Genomic DNA, 13,484 nt, shown 5'->3' on the forward strand with positions numbered 1-13,484 from the left:
TTTCTCAATTGCCGGTCAGTGTCGCCTTGGCGCGCTGCCACCATCCGCCGCGCTTCGGTCGGTTGGGGTCGAGCGGCGTTGATTCCACCTCGGGGGCGGCGGCTTCGGGTGCCGGCTCGGGCGCTGCAGGCGCGGCGGCAGCCTGCGCAGCAGCCGGTTCTTCCGCAGCGGCTGGCGCGGCCTCTTCCGTCCGCTTGCCGGCCCGCGGCTTGGCAGGAGCGCGGCGTCGGGCTGGCTTGGATTCCGGTTCGGCAGGCGCAGCCTCGGCCTCGGCAGATACGGTTTCTTCCGCAATGGCAGTGCTTTCCGCTTCTGCCGCAGGAACCGCCTCAACCTCCGCCTTTTTCGGGCGGGCGTTGCGGCGAGAGCGGCGTGCAGGCTCTTTGACTGGCACTTCTGCGGCGGGCTCGCCTATTGCGGGTTGATCGCTCGTCAGTGTCATGTCGCCCATACGGTGCTGCTGTGCTTCCGGTTCGACAATTTCGGCAATTGCGGCCATGCCTTCATCTGAAGGCTGCGGTGCATTGGCGCTGATGCCGGACGATTCACGCTCACCGCCACGTCCGCGCCGCCGCCGACGGCGACGCTTGCGGCGCTGGGGTTCGGTCTCGCCGGCCTCGGCATCCATTTCTGCGGCTTCGCGGGCCGGGCGCTCCGGTGCAGCGCGGCGCGGTTGCGGCTCGGCTTTTTCCTCGGGCACCTCGGTTTCGTCTTCCACCAGTTCGTCGGCTTCATCCTCGGGCGTCGGTGCAATCGCGCCGCGCGCCTGAATCGCCTGAATGGGCGCTGGAAGCGGGTTTTCCACCATCTCGCCGCGCTCAATGGCGTGGAACACCGAACCGGACATCGATTCGTCGGCCAGCACTGTTATGCCAACGCCGAATCTCTGTTCGAGTTCGGCCAGATGCGGACGCTTCTGGTTGAGAATGTAAAGCGCCACTTCGGTGCGGGTGCGCACGATCATGTTATATTGCGCATTCTTGATCAGCGCATCCTCAAGCGCGCGCAGCACATGCAGCGCGATAGAGGATGTGGAGCGCACCATTCCGGCCCCCGCACAATGCGGGCAGACGACGGTAGAGCCTTCGAGCACGCCGGTGCGCATACGCTGGCGCGACATTTCCAGCAGGCCGAAATGCGAGATATGGCCGACCTGAATGCGGGCGCGATCATTCTTCAGCGCTTCCTTCATGCGCCGCTCGACAGCCCGGTTGTTGCGGCTCTCTTCCATGTCGATGAAGTCGACGACGATAAGACCGGCAAGGTCACGCAGGCGCAACTGGCGGGCCACCTCGTCGGCAGCCTCCAGATTGGTGCGCAGGGCCGTGTCCTCGATATTGTGTTCACGCGTGGAGCGGCCGGAATTGACGTCGATGGCGACCAGAGCTTCCGTCTGGTTGATGACGATATAACCGCCGGATTTCAGCGTCACCTGATTGGAGAACATTGCATCAAGCTGCGTCTCGACACCCGAGCGGGCGAAGAGAGGCTGAACATCGCGGTAGGGCTTGACGTTTTTCGCATGGCTTGGCATCAGCAGCCGCATGAATTCCTTCGCCTCGCGATAGCCGTTTTCACCGGCGACAAGAACCTCATCGATGTCCTTGTTGTACAGATCGCGGATGGCGCGCTTGATCAGGGAGCCTTCTTCGTAAACTAGGCAGGGCGCAGTCGATTGCAGCGTCAGTTCACGCACATTTTCCCACATGCGCATCAGATATTCAAAATCGCGCTTGATCTCGGCCTTGGTGCGCGATGCGCCGGCCGTGCGCAGGATGACGCCCATCCCCTCCGGAACCTCCAGTTCCTGCACAACCGATTTGAGGCGCTGGCGGTCTGTCGCCTGCGTGATCTTGCGGGAAATGCCGCCGCCGCGCGCCGTATTGGGCATGAGAACGGAATAGCGGCCAGCCAGCGAGAGGTAGGTCGTCAGCGCGGCACCCTTGTTGCCGCGCTCTTCCTTTACAACCTGAATGAGCAGGATCTGGCGACGCTTGATCACTTCCTGAATTTTATATTGCTTGCGCAGGCGCGGCGCGCGGCGCGGCAACTCCTCCATGGCGTCGCCGCCGATCTGCTCGACAGGCGGTGGCGCCTCATGCCCGTCGCGGTGCTTGCGGGCGCGGCGATGTCCGCCGTCCTCATTCTCATCGCCGCCGGAGCCGCCCAGCGTGACGACGCCGCCATTGGGCTCTTCGTTATGCTCTTCGTCGTGCGGTTCCCCGGCGCCATGAGCGGAGGTGCTGTCGCTTTCGCCGCCGTCGATCGCTTCCGAAACGCTTTCGCCTTCGTTGCCGGTTCTGGCCGCCGCAGATTCTCCGCCGCGCTTGTTCCGCCGCGAGCGGCGGGAGTTTTCGCGGGGCTCGTCCTCGTCGTCGTCGTGGTGAAGCGCTTCTTCGGCGAGCAGCGCCTGACGGTCCGCAACGGGGATCAGATAATAATCGGGATGAATTTCAGAGAAGGCGAGGAAGCCGTGGCGGTTGCCGCCATATTCCACAAAGGCCGCCTGCAGCGACGGCTCGACGCGCGTAACTTTGGCGAGGTAGATATTGCCGCGCAGCTGCTTTTTGCTGGCGGATTCGAAATCGAATTCCTCAACTCTGTTGCCACGCAGAACAACCACCCGGGTTTCTTCCGGGTGGGACGAATCGATGAGCATTTTGTTGGCCATGACACACTCTTGCTGGCAAAACAGCGCGTGACAGCCGCCGGGCAGGCAGCCCTTTCCGGGCTTTCAGCGGCAGAAGGCGGCTGGAGCACACAGGTGTTTTGCGATTGTTGGATGATGAGATAGTTTCGGGAAATCGGGCTTGATGGCCGATGACCGCCGTCACCATGCTCAGGCCCACGCCTTTGCGCGCCGAATCGGCGTTGATGCAAATCGTGAGGCTCGATGCATTCATCGGGCGGAACATAAACCTGTCACCTTTCGGCCTACACCCGAAGGGCAGGCCTTTAATTCTCGTGCGATGTTCCGGCGGCAAATCTCATCTTCAAGACGAATTCCGCGCCAGAACTCTTATATTGCCTGACAAATCCACCTCGGGAGCCGCAAACCCCGGATGAGGGAGGCGGCACCGAAGCCCGCAGTCTTGACGACGGGGCCTGATCTGGCGGCTGACCTGAATTGCCCTTCACTGGAAGGAGCAAAATTCAATTCAGACAATAATGTGAACATTATAGAGGTGAAGAATTTGATTTGGCAAGCTAAGCTTTTACAACGGCCTTGCCGGAGTGATTCACGGGAGAAATCCGGGGATAATCCGTGAGCCTTTTTGAAAGGTCGATCGCAATCAGATCGTTATTGGCGATTTGCCGTGCAATTGCCCTATTTTACAGCCAGTGAACCCTAATGCCGACGACCTGCATCTTTTCATCTTTTAACCGGCGATGGCCGGATGTGTTGCGATGGCTGATCGCCGCGGTGATGACCGCTTTTTTTGCGATTCAGGCCAGAGCCGATAATCTGGCGCCTGCTGCGCTGGAGCTGCACCTCAACCAGTCCGATACATCCGCGCATTTTGACCTGCAATTGTCTTCGTCGCTGCCGGTTCATACCTTTCTGGTGGATAGTCCGCCGCGTTTGATCATCGATCTGCCCGAAATCAATTTCATGGCCAAAGAACCGCGGTTCTCCGGCGGAGAGGGCGTTATCACCTCCTTCCGCTACGGGCTGTTCGCGCCCGGCCAATCCCGGATCGTCATGAATCTGACCGGGCCGGTGCGGCTGATCAGCGCCGAGGTTGTGCCTGAGTTGGATTCCGCCAAAACGGCACGGCTCATGGTCAATCTCGAAAAAAGCGATGCATCGGCATTTCAGGCTTCGATTCAGGCAAGTCAGGCCGTGCCGGCGGCTACACCGCCCGTCGCCGGTAATGATCGGGCGCCGGACGCCGCAGCGGGCAATGACAAGCGCCCGCTGATTGTGATCGATCCGGGCCATGGCGGACCCGATTCCGGCGCGACAGGCGTGGACGGCGTCATGGAAAAGAATGTGGTCTTTGACTTCGCCCAGACATTGAAGACGCAGCTTGAGGCAACCGGCCATTACAGGGTTCTCCTCACGCGCTCGCAGGACATTTTCGTGCCGCTGGCCGAGCGCACCCGCATTGCCCGGGCTGCCAACGCCAGTCTTTTCATTTCCGTCCATGCCGACACGCTCTCGGACATCGGTTCGGTGAGCGGTGCGACCGTTTACACGGTTTCGGAGAGGGCGTCCGATGCCGAGGCCGCCCGCGTGGCGGCGCATGAAAATGCCGCCGATATTGCCGGCGGCCTGACGACAAGCGAACAGCAGCCGGAGGTTGCCGATATTCTCTTTGATCTGACGCGCCGCGAAACACGCGCTTTTGCTCACCTGTTTTCCAGATCGCTGGTGGCGGCATGGAAATCCGTTGCGTCATTGAATCTGAACAAGAACCCGCAGCGCTCGGCGGGCTTTGTGGTGCTGAAGGCGCCGGACGTACCGTCTGTCCTGCTGGAACTGGGCTATCTGTCCAGCCCGAAGGACGCGAAGGATCTTGTCTCGCAGGAGTGGCGCGACAGGGCTGCGGGTTCCGTTACCGCTGCAGTCAACACATATTTCAGCCGGACGCAGGCCAATTAGATCGATGAAACAGTGCGGCGCCGTCCATTTTGCCGGACGGCGCCGCATCAATGTGTTTCAGGTCTCCGATATGCCAGCAGGCCTCAGGCTGCCAGGGCGGCGGCTTGACGCGTGACAGGCAGTGCGGCCTCCACGACATCGGCCACCATGTCTGCGGTTGCAGCGGACAATGTCCAGCCAAGATGGCCGTGTCCGGTATTGTAGAAGACGCCCGCCTTGCTGCCGGAGCCGACGCGCGGCATCATGTTCGGCATCATCGGACGCAGCCCGGTCCAGGGAACCACGCGCTCGGTGCCGATGCCCGGAAAGAGCATGCGTGTCCAGTCTTCGAGCGGCTTGATGCGATCGGCGCGGATATCGCGGTTGTCGCCATTGAACTCCGCTGTTCCGGCCACGCGGAGCCGGTCCGCGCCAAGGCGCGAGGTGACGATTTTTGCACGGTCGTCCAGCAGGCTGACCCAGGGCGCGGCCTTCTGGCTGGCTTCGCTCTCCAGCGAAACGGTGATCGAATAGCCCTTGACCGGATAGATATTCACGCGGTCGCCCAGCATGGCGGCGAATGAGCGACTGGCAATGCCGGCGCAAATGACGATGCCGTCGGCATCAAGGCTGGATTTTGAATGCTCTGATTCCGGGGTTGGTGCGACGGATGCATAATCAAGGCGCACCTTGCCGTTTTCGCTGGAGATATGCGTCACCTCAGCATCGAAAACGAAGGACACGCCCTGCCGCTGGCATGCTGCGGCCAGACCGCGGGTGAATTTCATGATATCGCCGGTCGAATCGGATGGCGTGAAGAAGCCGCCATGGAAATGACCATTCAGCGCGGGCTCTATGGTTTTGATTTCTTCTGGTGTCACGGCGCGGCGGTCAAGTCCGCCTTCGATAAGCATTTCGTTCACCTTGGCGGCGTGATCGAAGTCCTTCTTGTCGTAATAGACATGCAGGATTCCGCGCTTTTCGAGATCGAACTGGATTTTCTCGCGTTCGGCTATGCTGAACAGATGCTTGCGCGCAGCAATGGCAAGCCGCGTCGTGGCGACGGTGTTCTCGCGGTAATGGCCGATCTGGCCGACAAATTCGCCCATCCACGAATATTTGTGCCAGGTGGGGGCAGGGTTCATCAGCAGCGGTGCGTCGCGCTTGAGCATCCAGCCGATGCCCTTGATGATGGTGGACCAGTGATTCCAGACCTCGGCATTGCTCGCGGAGAGCTGGCCGCCATTGGCGAAGGATGTTTCAGATGCCGGGTAACGGTTGCGGTCAACGACAGTGACACGATAGCCGCGACGCATGAGGGAATAAGCGGTGGTAACGCCGGTAATGCCGGCACCGAGAACGAGGATGTGGCGCATGGAAGCCTCCGAGAGCGCGATGGTGACAGAATGAGCCTTTCGGCCCGCACTTCCCCATCTGTCTTCGGTACCTGAGAGCTTCCCCCGGCGGCTAAGCCGGGCTTCCCCTTCGGTGGATGCGCAGGCTTGCGGCCCCGCATCTCTCTCCAGATTGTCCGTTCGAGTGGTCTCTTGTGCCTGAGAGTTTCCTGGGGGGTTGCTCCGTCGGCGCTGGAACGGCGAACCGGCCCAGACTCTTCCACATGAACGTTTACGACAGAAATATTATCGCACCATAGCGATCCAGTTGCAAGGACGATAAAAATCTTCTGCGCCAAAAATGGTAAATATTAAGGTTCATCTTGTTAACCGCCCGGATCGCCTGTAGAGAAAGCGGCAAATCCGGCGGGCGGGCACGGGGCCGCAGGTGCGGGCTCTGGCTGACGCCGCCTCACAAAGACCATAAAGCTGGCACTTTACATGAGCTGGTTTTGTCTTGCGCTGAGGCGTGTCCGCTCTGGGACGGCGCTTGACCGGTCAGACATATGGACGATTGAATGCGATTTATTGCCCGCCTTCTGGGTTTCTTCTTTGCCACCGGCGCGATTCTGTTCGTGATTGGCGCCATAGGCGTCGCCGGCGCCATCTGGTATTTCCAGCAGGATCTGCCGGACGATGCCGCGCTGAAGAATTACCAGCCGCCGGTGATGACGCGCGTTCATGCCGGAGACGGATCGCTTCTGGCTGAATACAGCCATGAGCGCCGGCTTTATCTGCCCAGTTCAGCCATTCCGCCGCTGGTCAAGCAGGCGTTCATTTCCGCTGAGGACAAGAATTTTTATTCTCACAACGGCATTGATCCGGAAGGCATCGCCCGCGCCGTCATAGCCAATCTGGCTGGAAACCATCAGCAGGGCGCATCCACCATCACGCAGCAGGTGGCCAAGAACTTCCTGCTCGGCAATGAGCGCTCCTATACGCGCAAGGCGCGTGAAGCGCTGCTGGCGCTGCGGATCGAGCATAATTATTCCAAGGATCGCATCCTTGAGCTTTATCTCAATGAAATTTACCTCGGCCTTGGCAATTATGGCATAGCCGCCGCGGCGCTCAATTATTTTGGCAAGTCCGTCAACGAACTGACACTGCCGGAAATGGCCTATCTCGCCGGCCTGCCCAAGGGCCCCAATAATTACCATCCGTTCCTTCACCCTGATCGCGCCATCCAGCGCCGCAATTATGTGATCGACCGGCTTGTCGCCGACGGATTTGTCAAACCTGCCGACGGCGAAGCTGCAAAAGCAACGCCGCTTGGCGTAAGTTCGAAGGCGACAACGCCGCCGACCTATGCCGCAGGTTTCTTTGCCGAGGAGGTGCGGCGCGAGCTCTATGACCGCTTTGGCGAGAGGCAGCTTTATGAAGGCGGCCTGTCGGTGCGCACCACGCTCGATCCCAAAATGCAGCAGATGGCGCGCAAGGCCCTCACCGATGGTCTGGTGCGCTATGACGAGGCGCACGGCTGGCACGGCGTGGTCAAGCATATTGAGTTCGGAGCCGACTGGGGCGTCGCGCTGGCCGATGTGCCGGCCTACAACGACATCAGACCCTGGCGGCTGTGCGTCGTTCTGGATGTGAACGACACAACCGCCAATATCGGCATCCAGCCGGGCAAGGATCGCTCCGGTTCGATAGATACGGTGCGTGTCACCGGAGCCGTGACGGCGGAGGGCGCAAAATGGACGCGCAAGCCGCTTAAATCCATTCTGACGCCCGGCGATGTTGTCTATGTCGAGCCCATCGAAGGCAAAGCCGGGGAATACCGCTTGCGCCAGATTCCCAGTGTTTCGGGTGCGATTGTGGCCATGGACCCGTTCACCGGCCGTGTTTTTGCCATGGTTGGCGGCTTCTCCTACGACCAGAGCGAGTTCAACCGCGCGACGCAGGCGCTGCGCCAGCCCGGCTCGTCGTTCAAGCCCTTCGTTTATGCCGCCGCGCTCGACAGCGGCTATACGCCGTCCTCGCAGATTCTCGATGCGCCGATCGCCATCGATCAGGGGCCGGGCCTTGGCATCTGGCGTCCGATGAACTTCGAGGGCAAGTCGGAAGGTCTGCATACCTTGCGCTATGGTGTCGAACATTCGATCAACCAGATGACTGTGCGCCTTGCCAAGAATATCGGCATGCCGCTGATCGCGGAATATGCGCGCCGCTTCGGCATCTATGACAATCTTATGCCGGTTCTTTCCATGTCGCTTGGCGCTGGCGAAACCACGCTCATGCGCCTGACGACAGCTTATTCCATGCTCGACAACGGCGGGCGGCGCATCAAGCCGACCCTCATTGACCGCATTCAGGATCGCTGGGGCAAAACCATCTACAAGCACGATGCCCGCGTCTGCGAAGGCTGCGATGCCACCAAGTGGAGCAATCAGGACGAGCCCACATTGGTCGATAACCGCGAACAGGTGCTCGATCCGCTGACCGCCTACCAGATCACCTCGATCATGGAAGGCGTCATCCAGCGCGGCACAGGCGTCTCGATCAAGGCCGTCGGCAAACATCTCGCCGGCAAGACAGGAACCACCAATGATGCGAAGGATCTCTGGTTTGTCGGCTTTTCACCCAACCTCGCCGTTGGTGTTTTCATGGGCTATGACCAGCCGAGTTCGCTTGGCGGTTCGGCGCAGGCGGCGACCTATGCCGCGCCGATCTTCCGCGATTTCATGATGCTGGCGCTTAAAGACAAGCCGGATGTGCCGTTCCGTGTTCCGGCCAATATCAAGCTGATCTCGGTCGATCCCAAGTCCGGTTTGCGCTCGAATGCGCCTGGCGCCATTCTTGAGGCGTTCAAGCCCGGCACCGCACCGCCCGAGACAATGCAGGCCTGCGACGGGCCCGATTGCGCCACGCCGGGAATGCCCGGACTGCCGGGCGTCAATTCGGATCAATCGGTTGGCACAGGCACCGGCGGTCTTTATTAGCCGTTGGTGACCGCTTACATTTCCAGCCGATCTCGTGTAGGAATTCACCCCTCGTAACAAAGGAAAGATCATGCGCGCCGAAGCCGAAGCGCTGAATGAACAGATCAAGCAGTCCATAGGGCTGCTGAGGAGGCATCTTTGACGTGGATGTCGCCACACGTCGTTTAGCCGAACTCAATGCCAAATCCGAAGCCCCCGAATTCTGGAACGATGCCGCAAACGCGCAGAAACTGATGCGCGAGCGCGACATGCTGGAATCCGGCCTGACCTCGCTCAAAACCCTCGAAGGCGAACTGGAAGACGCCATCACGCTCATCGAACTGGGCGAGATGGAGGGCGATGCCGCCACAGAGGAGGAGGGTGTCGCCCATCTGCGCGCCCTGAAATCCGAGGCCGAGCGCCGTCAGGTTGAAGCCATGCTCTCCGGCGAGGCCGATGCCAACGACACCTATGTCGAAGTGCATTCCGGCGCTGGCGGCACCGAAAGCTGCGATTGGGCGCGGATGCTGTTTCGCATGTATGGCCGCTGGGCAGAACGGCGCAGGTTCAAGGTCGAAATCGTCGAAGAAACGCCGGGCGACGAAGCCGGCATCAAGGGCGCGACGCTGCTCGTCAAGGGCCACAACGCCTATGGCTGGCTTAAGACCGAGTCGGGCGTGCACCGCCTGGTGCGCATCTCGCCTTTCGATTCGAATGCGCGCCGCCATACGAGCTTTGCCTCAGTTTGGGTCTATCCCGTCATCGACGATCGCATCGTCATCGATGTCAAGGAATCGGATTGCCGCATTGATACCTATCGTTCGTCGGGCGCCGGCGGTCAGCACGTCAACACCACCGATTCGGCCGTGCGCATCACCCATGTGCCCACAGGCATTGTCGTCGCCTGCCAGAACGGCCGTTCGCAGCACCAGAACAAGGCCATGGCCTGGGACATGTTGCGCGCGCGGCTCTATGAGATGGAGCTCAAGAAGCGCGAGGAAAAGGCGAATGCCGAGGCCGCCGCCAAGACGGATATCGGCTGGGGCCATCAGATCCGCTCCTATGTGCTGCAGCCCTATCAGATGGTGAAGGACCTGCGCACCGGCCTTGTCTCGCAAAGCCCCTCGGATGTGCTTGACGGCGACCTTGATGCCTTCATGGAAGCGTCTCTGGCGCAGCGCATTTCCGGCGGCGGACCGCTGAACGTCGAGGATGTCGATTAGGCCGGCACTGCATCTTGACGCGATAGGGGCGTTCTGCTTTGACAATTTGATGAAGTCAGCGCTCCGGACCTTGTCAGCATTGCGATTGCGATCATGGATCGCGATTGCTCTGACATATGTGCTGATGGCGCAGGGCGTATTTCTGGCCCAAACCATTGCCGGAAGCGGCAACTGGCAGATGCCGGCATTGTGCACGGCGCACCAATCGTCCGACGCGCCGGATACGGGCCATTCGGGCGAAATCTGCGTCAAGGCCTGTCTCGCCGTTGCCGCAGCCATAGTGCCGGAGCCGGCATTTGTCAGGCCTGCCGCGGATGCCGTTTTTGACGCCTATCCGGGACTGTCCCAACAATTGTCCCGCCGTTTGCACAGGCCCGACGGCTTTTACGCGCGCGGACCGCCGATCCCGGGAATGAGTTGAACCCTTCCCCCTGATCGCGAGATTTATCATGAAAAAGCTTGTTCTTTCCGCAGCTTGCGCTGCATTCATTGGCGCATGTGCGCCTGCTTACGCCCATATTACGCTTGAGACGCCTCAGGCCGCGCCAAATTCCGCCTATAAGGCTGTGTTTCGTGTGCCGCATGGCTGCGACGGTTCGGCCACCACGGCCTTGCGGATCGCTATTCCGGAGGGCGTGATTTCCGCTAAGCCCATGCCCAAGCCGGGCTGGACGCTCAACATGGATAAGGGCGTCTATGCCCGGTCTTACAAACAGCATGGCGTTGAAATCACATCCGGTGTCAGGGAAATATCATGGTCGGGCGGCAACCTGCCCGATGACGAATATGACGAATTTGTCGTCAGCCTCTATCTCACATCCGATCTTGCCGCGGGTTCGTCGGTGTATTTTCCGGTGGTTCAGACATGCGCCAAGGGCGAAATGCGCTGGACAGCCGTATCCTCTTCCGAGGGAACCGCGCCTAAGGGAGTAGAAATGGCGCCGGCACTCAGGCTTGTGGCGGCAACGGCGGGCGACGGCGGCAAGGTATTTGCCGCCGGAGATATCGCCATCAGCAATGCCTATCTGCGTCTTCCGCCCAAGGGCGCGCCCGTGGCTGGCGCCTATCTCACCATTGCCAATGATGGCCATGTGGCCGATCGCCTCGTCAGCGCCAGTCTGGATGTGGCTGGGGTTACGCAAATTCACGAGATGAAAATGGATGGCAATGTCATGCGCATGGCCGAGTTGCCCGATGGTGTGGAGATTCCGGCCCATGGCAGCATGACGCTCGCGCCCGGCAAATTGCATCTGATGTTGATGGATTTAAAAACCGCGCTTACAGAGGGAGAAGTGGTGCACGGCAGCCTCACTTTTGCCAAGGCTGGCAAGATCGAGCTTGATTTCGTTGTGCGCGGCATGAACGCCGGGTCAGGTCCGGGTCAGATGGACATGAAGATGAAATAAGCAGGCATTCGCTCTATTGCGCCAGTGCCGCGCCTGCTTTGATGAACCGGAGCGGATTGACCGGTTCATCGTTCATGCGCACTTCATAGTGCAGATGCGTCCCTGTGGAGCGCCCGGTTGATCCGGCAAGGCCGATGATTGTTTCGGGATTCACGGCCTTGCCCACCTTGACCAGAATGACCGAAAGGTGAGCGTAGCGGGTTACGATGCCATTGCCGTGGTCGATATCGACCATATTGCCGTAACCACCGTTATTTTGCGCGGCTACGACGGTTCCTGCGGCAGTCGGGTGGATTGGCGCGCCATATTCAAGGCGAAAATCCACTCCGGTATGCATCGCCAACTGGCCATCGAAAGGGTCTATACGGTTGCCGAAGGCGGACGTTATTTCGCTGGAGACAGCTGCCGGGCGTCGCAGCGGAACATAGGGCATGAGTCGTTCGACGCGGATCGCGGATTCGATATCGCCTTTGGAGGCCTGAAGCGCGCGCTCAAACGGCGAGTCTTTCAACACGCTTGCAACCGCAACGAACGGCCCGCCCATCGCATCGGCCATTGGTGCGGGCGGCGCGAGCTTGTCCGGATCAAGGCCCGCTTCGTTCAGAGCCAGCCGCTCGCCTGCAGCCCGGCTCGAGGCCTCAGCCCTGAGTTGGTGCATGGCAGCGATCTGCGCTTGTTCAAGTTGCGAAAGCTGTGACGAGAGGCTGCTTATATCCGCCTCGGCATGATTGTCGTGTGTCGGCTGGATCGCCGATGTCGGTCGCCAGTCGATCATCTGCTGTGGCTCAGGCCCCGGCGTCTCCGAATAGGCCGATACGCCGCGCGGCAATTCGGCATGGGGTCGGGACGAACCGAATTTGCCGTCCAGAAGCGGGTTAGCACCTCGGGGCGCAGTGCCGGCCTGATTTTTGACAGCGCCGGCCGCAGGACCGAGAGCCTGTGTCAGAGTGGTCAGAATAGCTTGCTGGGCTTCGAGCTGTGTTTGGCGTTCTTTCAGTGCGCTGATCTGGGCGGAAAGCGTGGTTCTTGCCATGAGCGCGCGGCTGTTGGCTTCCTGAATTGCATCCTTCAGATATTGGATCTTGTTTTCGTAGGCCATGATCTGGCCAGAGTCCGATCCGCGCAGCACCACCACAGCCGCTTTGTCGCCGGGATTTTCTCCCGTGAGCAGCGTTGCCGCCAATCCAAGCGCAACAATGAGCCCGGACGCCAGCAGATAGTGAATTGTATGGAGTTGCGGCGCCCGATTGACGCCACAGGAGCCGGACGCCAGATTTAACTTCGCGCCTGCGCCAGAAATCTCAGTATCAGTCTTGAATTTTGGCGCAGGCATTCAGAAAGGCCAGTATTTCTTATTGAACATGAAAGAAATAATAGGCCGGAGTGCGTTAATTATTTGCCTAACATTTTATCAATTTGCCGAGCAGGCAGTTAATACTTCTGCGGCATGGCCGGGAACCTTGACCTTTGGCCAGACATGCGTGATGACGCCATTTTCGTTGATCAGAAAAGTGGTGCGCTCCACGCCCATATATTTACGGCCATACATGCTTTTTTCAGCCCAGACGCCATAGGCTTCCAGCATTGCCTTGGACTCGTCGGCGATCAGCGTCAGATCAAGATCATGCTTAGCCTTGAATTTGGCGTGGCTTTTTACCGGATCGGGCGACACGCCAACGATTTCAGTGTTGGCAGCGGCAAATTTACCGCGCAACTGATTGAATTCAATAGCTTCTTGTGTGCAGCCTGAGGTATCGTCCTTGGGGTAGAAATAAAGAACGAGCTTTTTTCCTTTGAACGAAGTCAATGAAACCTGTGTCCCGTCATCCTTGGGAAGCGTGAAATCCGGAGCTTTGTCGCCTGCTGTCAATGTCGCCATTTTGTTGCCCTTTCGTTATTATAGTGATTCTACGAATGGTAAATCACGCAGGATCACACCATCTGTGAGGGAATGCCTT

At 59.6% G+C, this 13,484-nt stretch carries 9 protein-coding genes and 1 riboswitch; of the genes, 5 read left to right on the forward strand and 4 right to left on the reverse strand.

Annotated elements, in window-relative coordinates:
- Positions 1–4: 4 nt before the first annotated feature.
- Positions 5–2,671 (reverse strand): Rne/Rng family ribonuclease, encoded by a 2,667-nt coding sequence (locus AC0N03_RS02885; RefSeq protein ID WP_474286953.1) that lies wholly within the window; start codon positions 2,669–2,671, stop codon positions 5–7.
- A 756-nt stretch (positions 2,672–3,427) separates the two neighbouring features.
- Here AC0N03_RS02885 and AC0N03_RS02890 point away from each other — a divergent pair.
- Positions 3,428–4,606: an N-acetylmuramoyl-L-alanine amidase gene (locus tag AC0N03_RS02890; RefSeq protein WP_474286954.1), complete on the forward strand. Its 1,179-nt coding sequence runs from the start codon at positions 3,428–3,430 to the stop codon at positions 4,604–4,606.
- Positions 4,607–4,689: 83 nt separating this feature from the next.
- Here AC0N03_RS02890 and AC0N03_RS02895 read toward each other — a convergent pair whose 3' ends face one another.
- A complete protein-coding gene (locus AC0N03_RS02895) occupies positions 4,690–5,961 on the reverse strand; it encodes a D-amino acid dehydrogenase (RefSeq protein ID WP_474286955.1) in 1,272 nt (423 codons plus the stop codon).
- Positions 5,962–6,115: 154 nt separating this feature from the next.
- Positions 6,116–6,212: riboswitch (glycine riboswitch) on the reverse strand.
- Between the two features lie 285 nt (positions 6,213–6,497).
- Between AC0N03_RS02895 and AC0N03_RS02900 the strand changes: the two genes are divergently transcribed.
- From AC0N03_RS02900 to AC0N03_RS02915, 4 genes are all read left to right on the forward strand, one after another.
- Positions 6,498–8,918 (forward strand): penicillin-binding protein 1A, encoded by a 2,421-nt coding sequence (locus AC0N03_RS02900; RefSeq protein WP_474286956.1) that lies wholly within the window; start codon positions 6,498–6,500, stop codon positions 8,916–8,918.
- A 70-nt stretch (positions 8,919–8,988) separates the two neighbouring features.
- A protein-coding gene (gene prfB, locus AC0N03_RS02905; protein WP_474286957.1) for a peptide chain release factor 2 occupies positions 8,989–10,120 on the forward strand; the annotation gives its coding sequence in 2 pieces (ribosomal slippage) (positions 8,989–9,057 and positions 9,059–10,120; 1,131 coding nt in all).
- 49 nt (positions 10,121–10,169) lie between these two features.
- Positions 10,170–10,541: a hypothetical protein gene (locus tag AC0N03_RS02910; RefSeq protein WP_474286958.1), complete on the forward strand. Its 372-nt coding sequence runs from the start codon at positions 10,170–10,172 to the stop codon at positions 10,539–10,541.
- Positions 10,542–10,569: 28 nt separating this feature from the next.
- A complete protein-coding gene (locus AC0N03_RS02915; RefSeq protein ID WP_474286959.1) occupies positions 10,570–11,526 on the forward strand; it encodes a DUF1775 domain-containing protein in 957 nt (318 codons plus the stop codon).
- A gap of 13 nt (positions 11,527–11,539) precedes the next feature.
- Here AC0N03_RS02915 and AC0N03_RS02920 read toward each other — a convergent pair whose 3' ends face one another.
- Positions 11,540–12,859: a peptidoglycan DD-metalloendopeptidase family protein gene (locus AC0N03_RS02920; protein ID WP_474286960.1), complete on the reverse strand. Its 1,320-nt coding sequence runs from the start codon at positions 12,857–12,859 to the stop codon at positions 11,540–11,542.
- A 78-nt stretch (positions 12,860–12,937) separates the two neighbouring features.
- Positions 12,938–13,405: a thioredoxin-dependent thiol peroxidase gene (gene bcp / locus AC0N03_RS02925; protein ID WP_474286962.1), complete on the reverse strand. Its 468-nt coding sequence runs from the start codon at positions 13,403–13,405 to the stop codon at positions 12,938–12,940.
- Positions 13,406–13,484: the final 79 nt, after the last annotated feature.

This window comes from Methylocystis sp. sgz306128 (assembly GCF_056032725.1).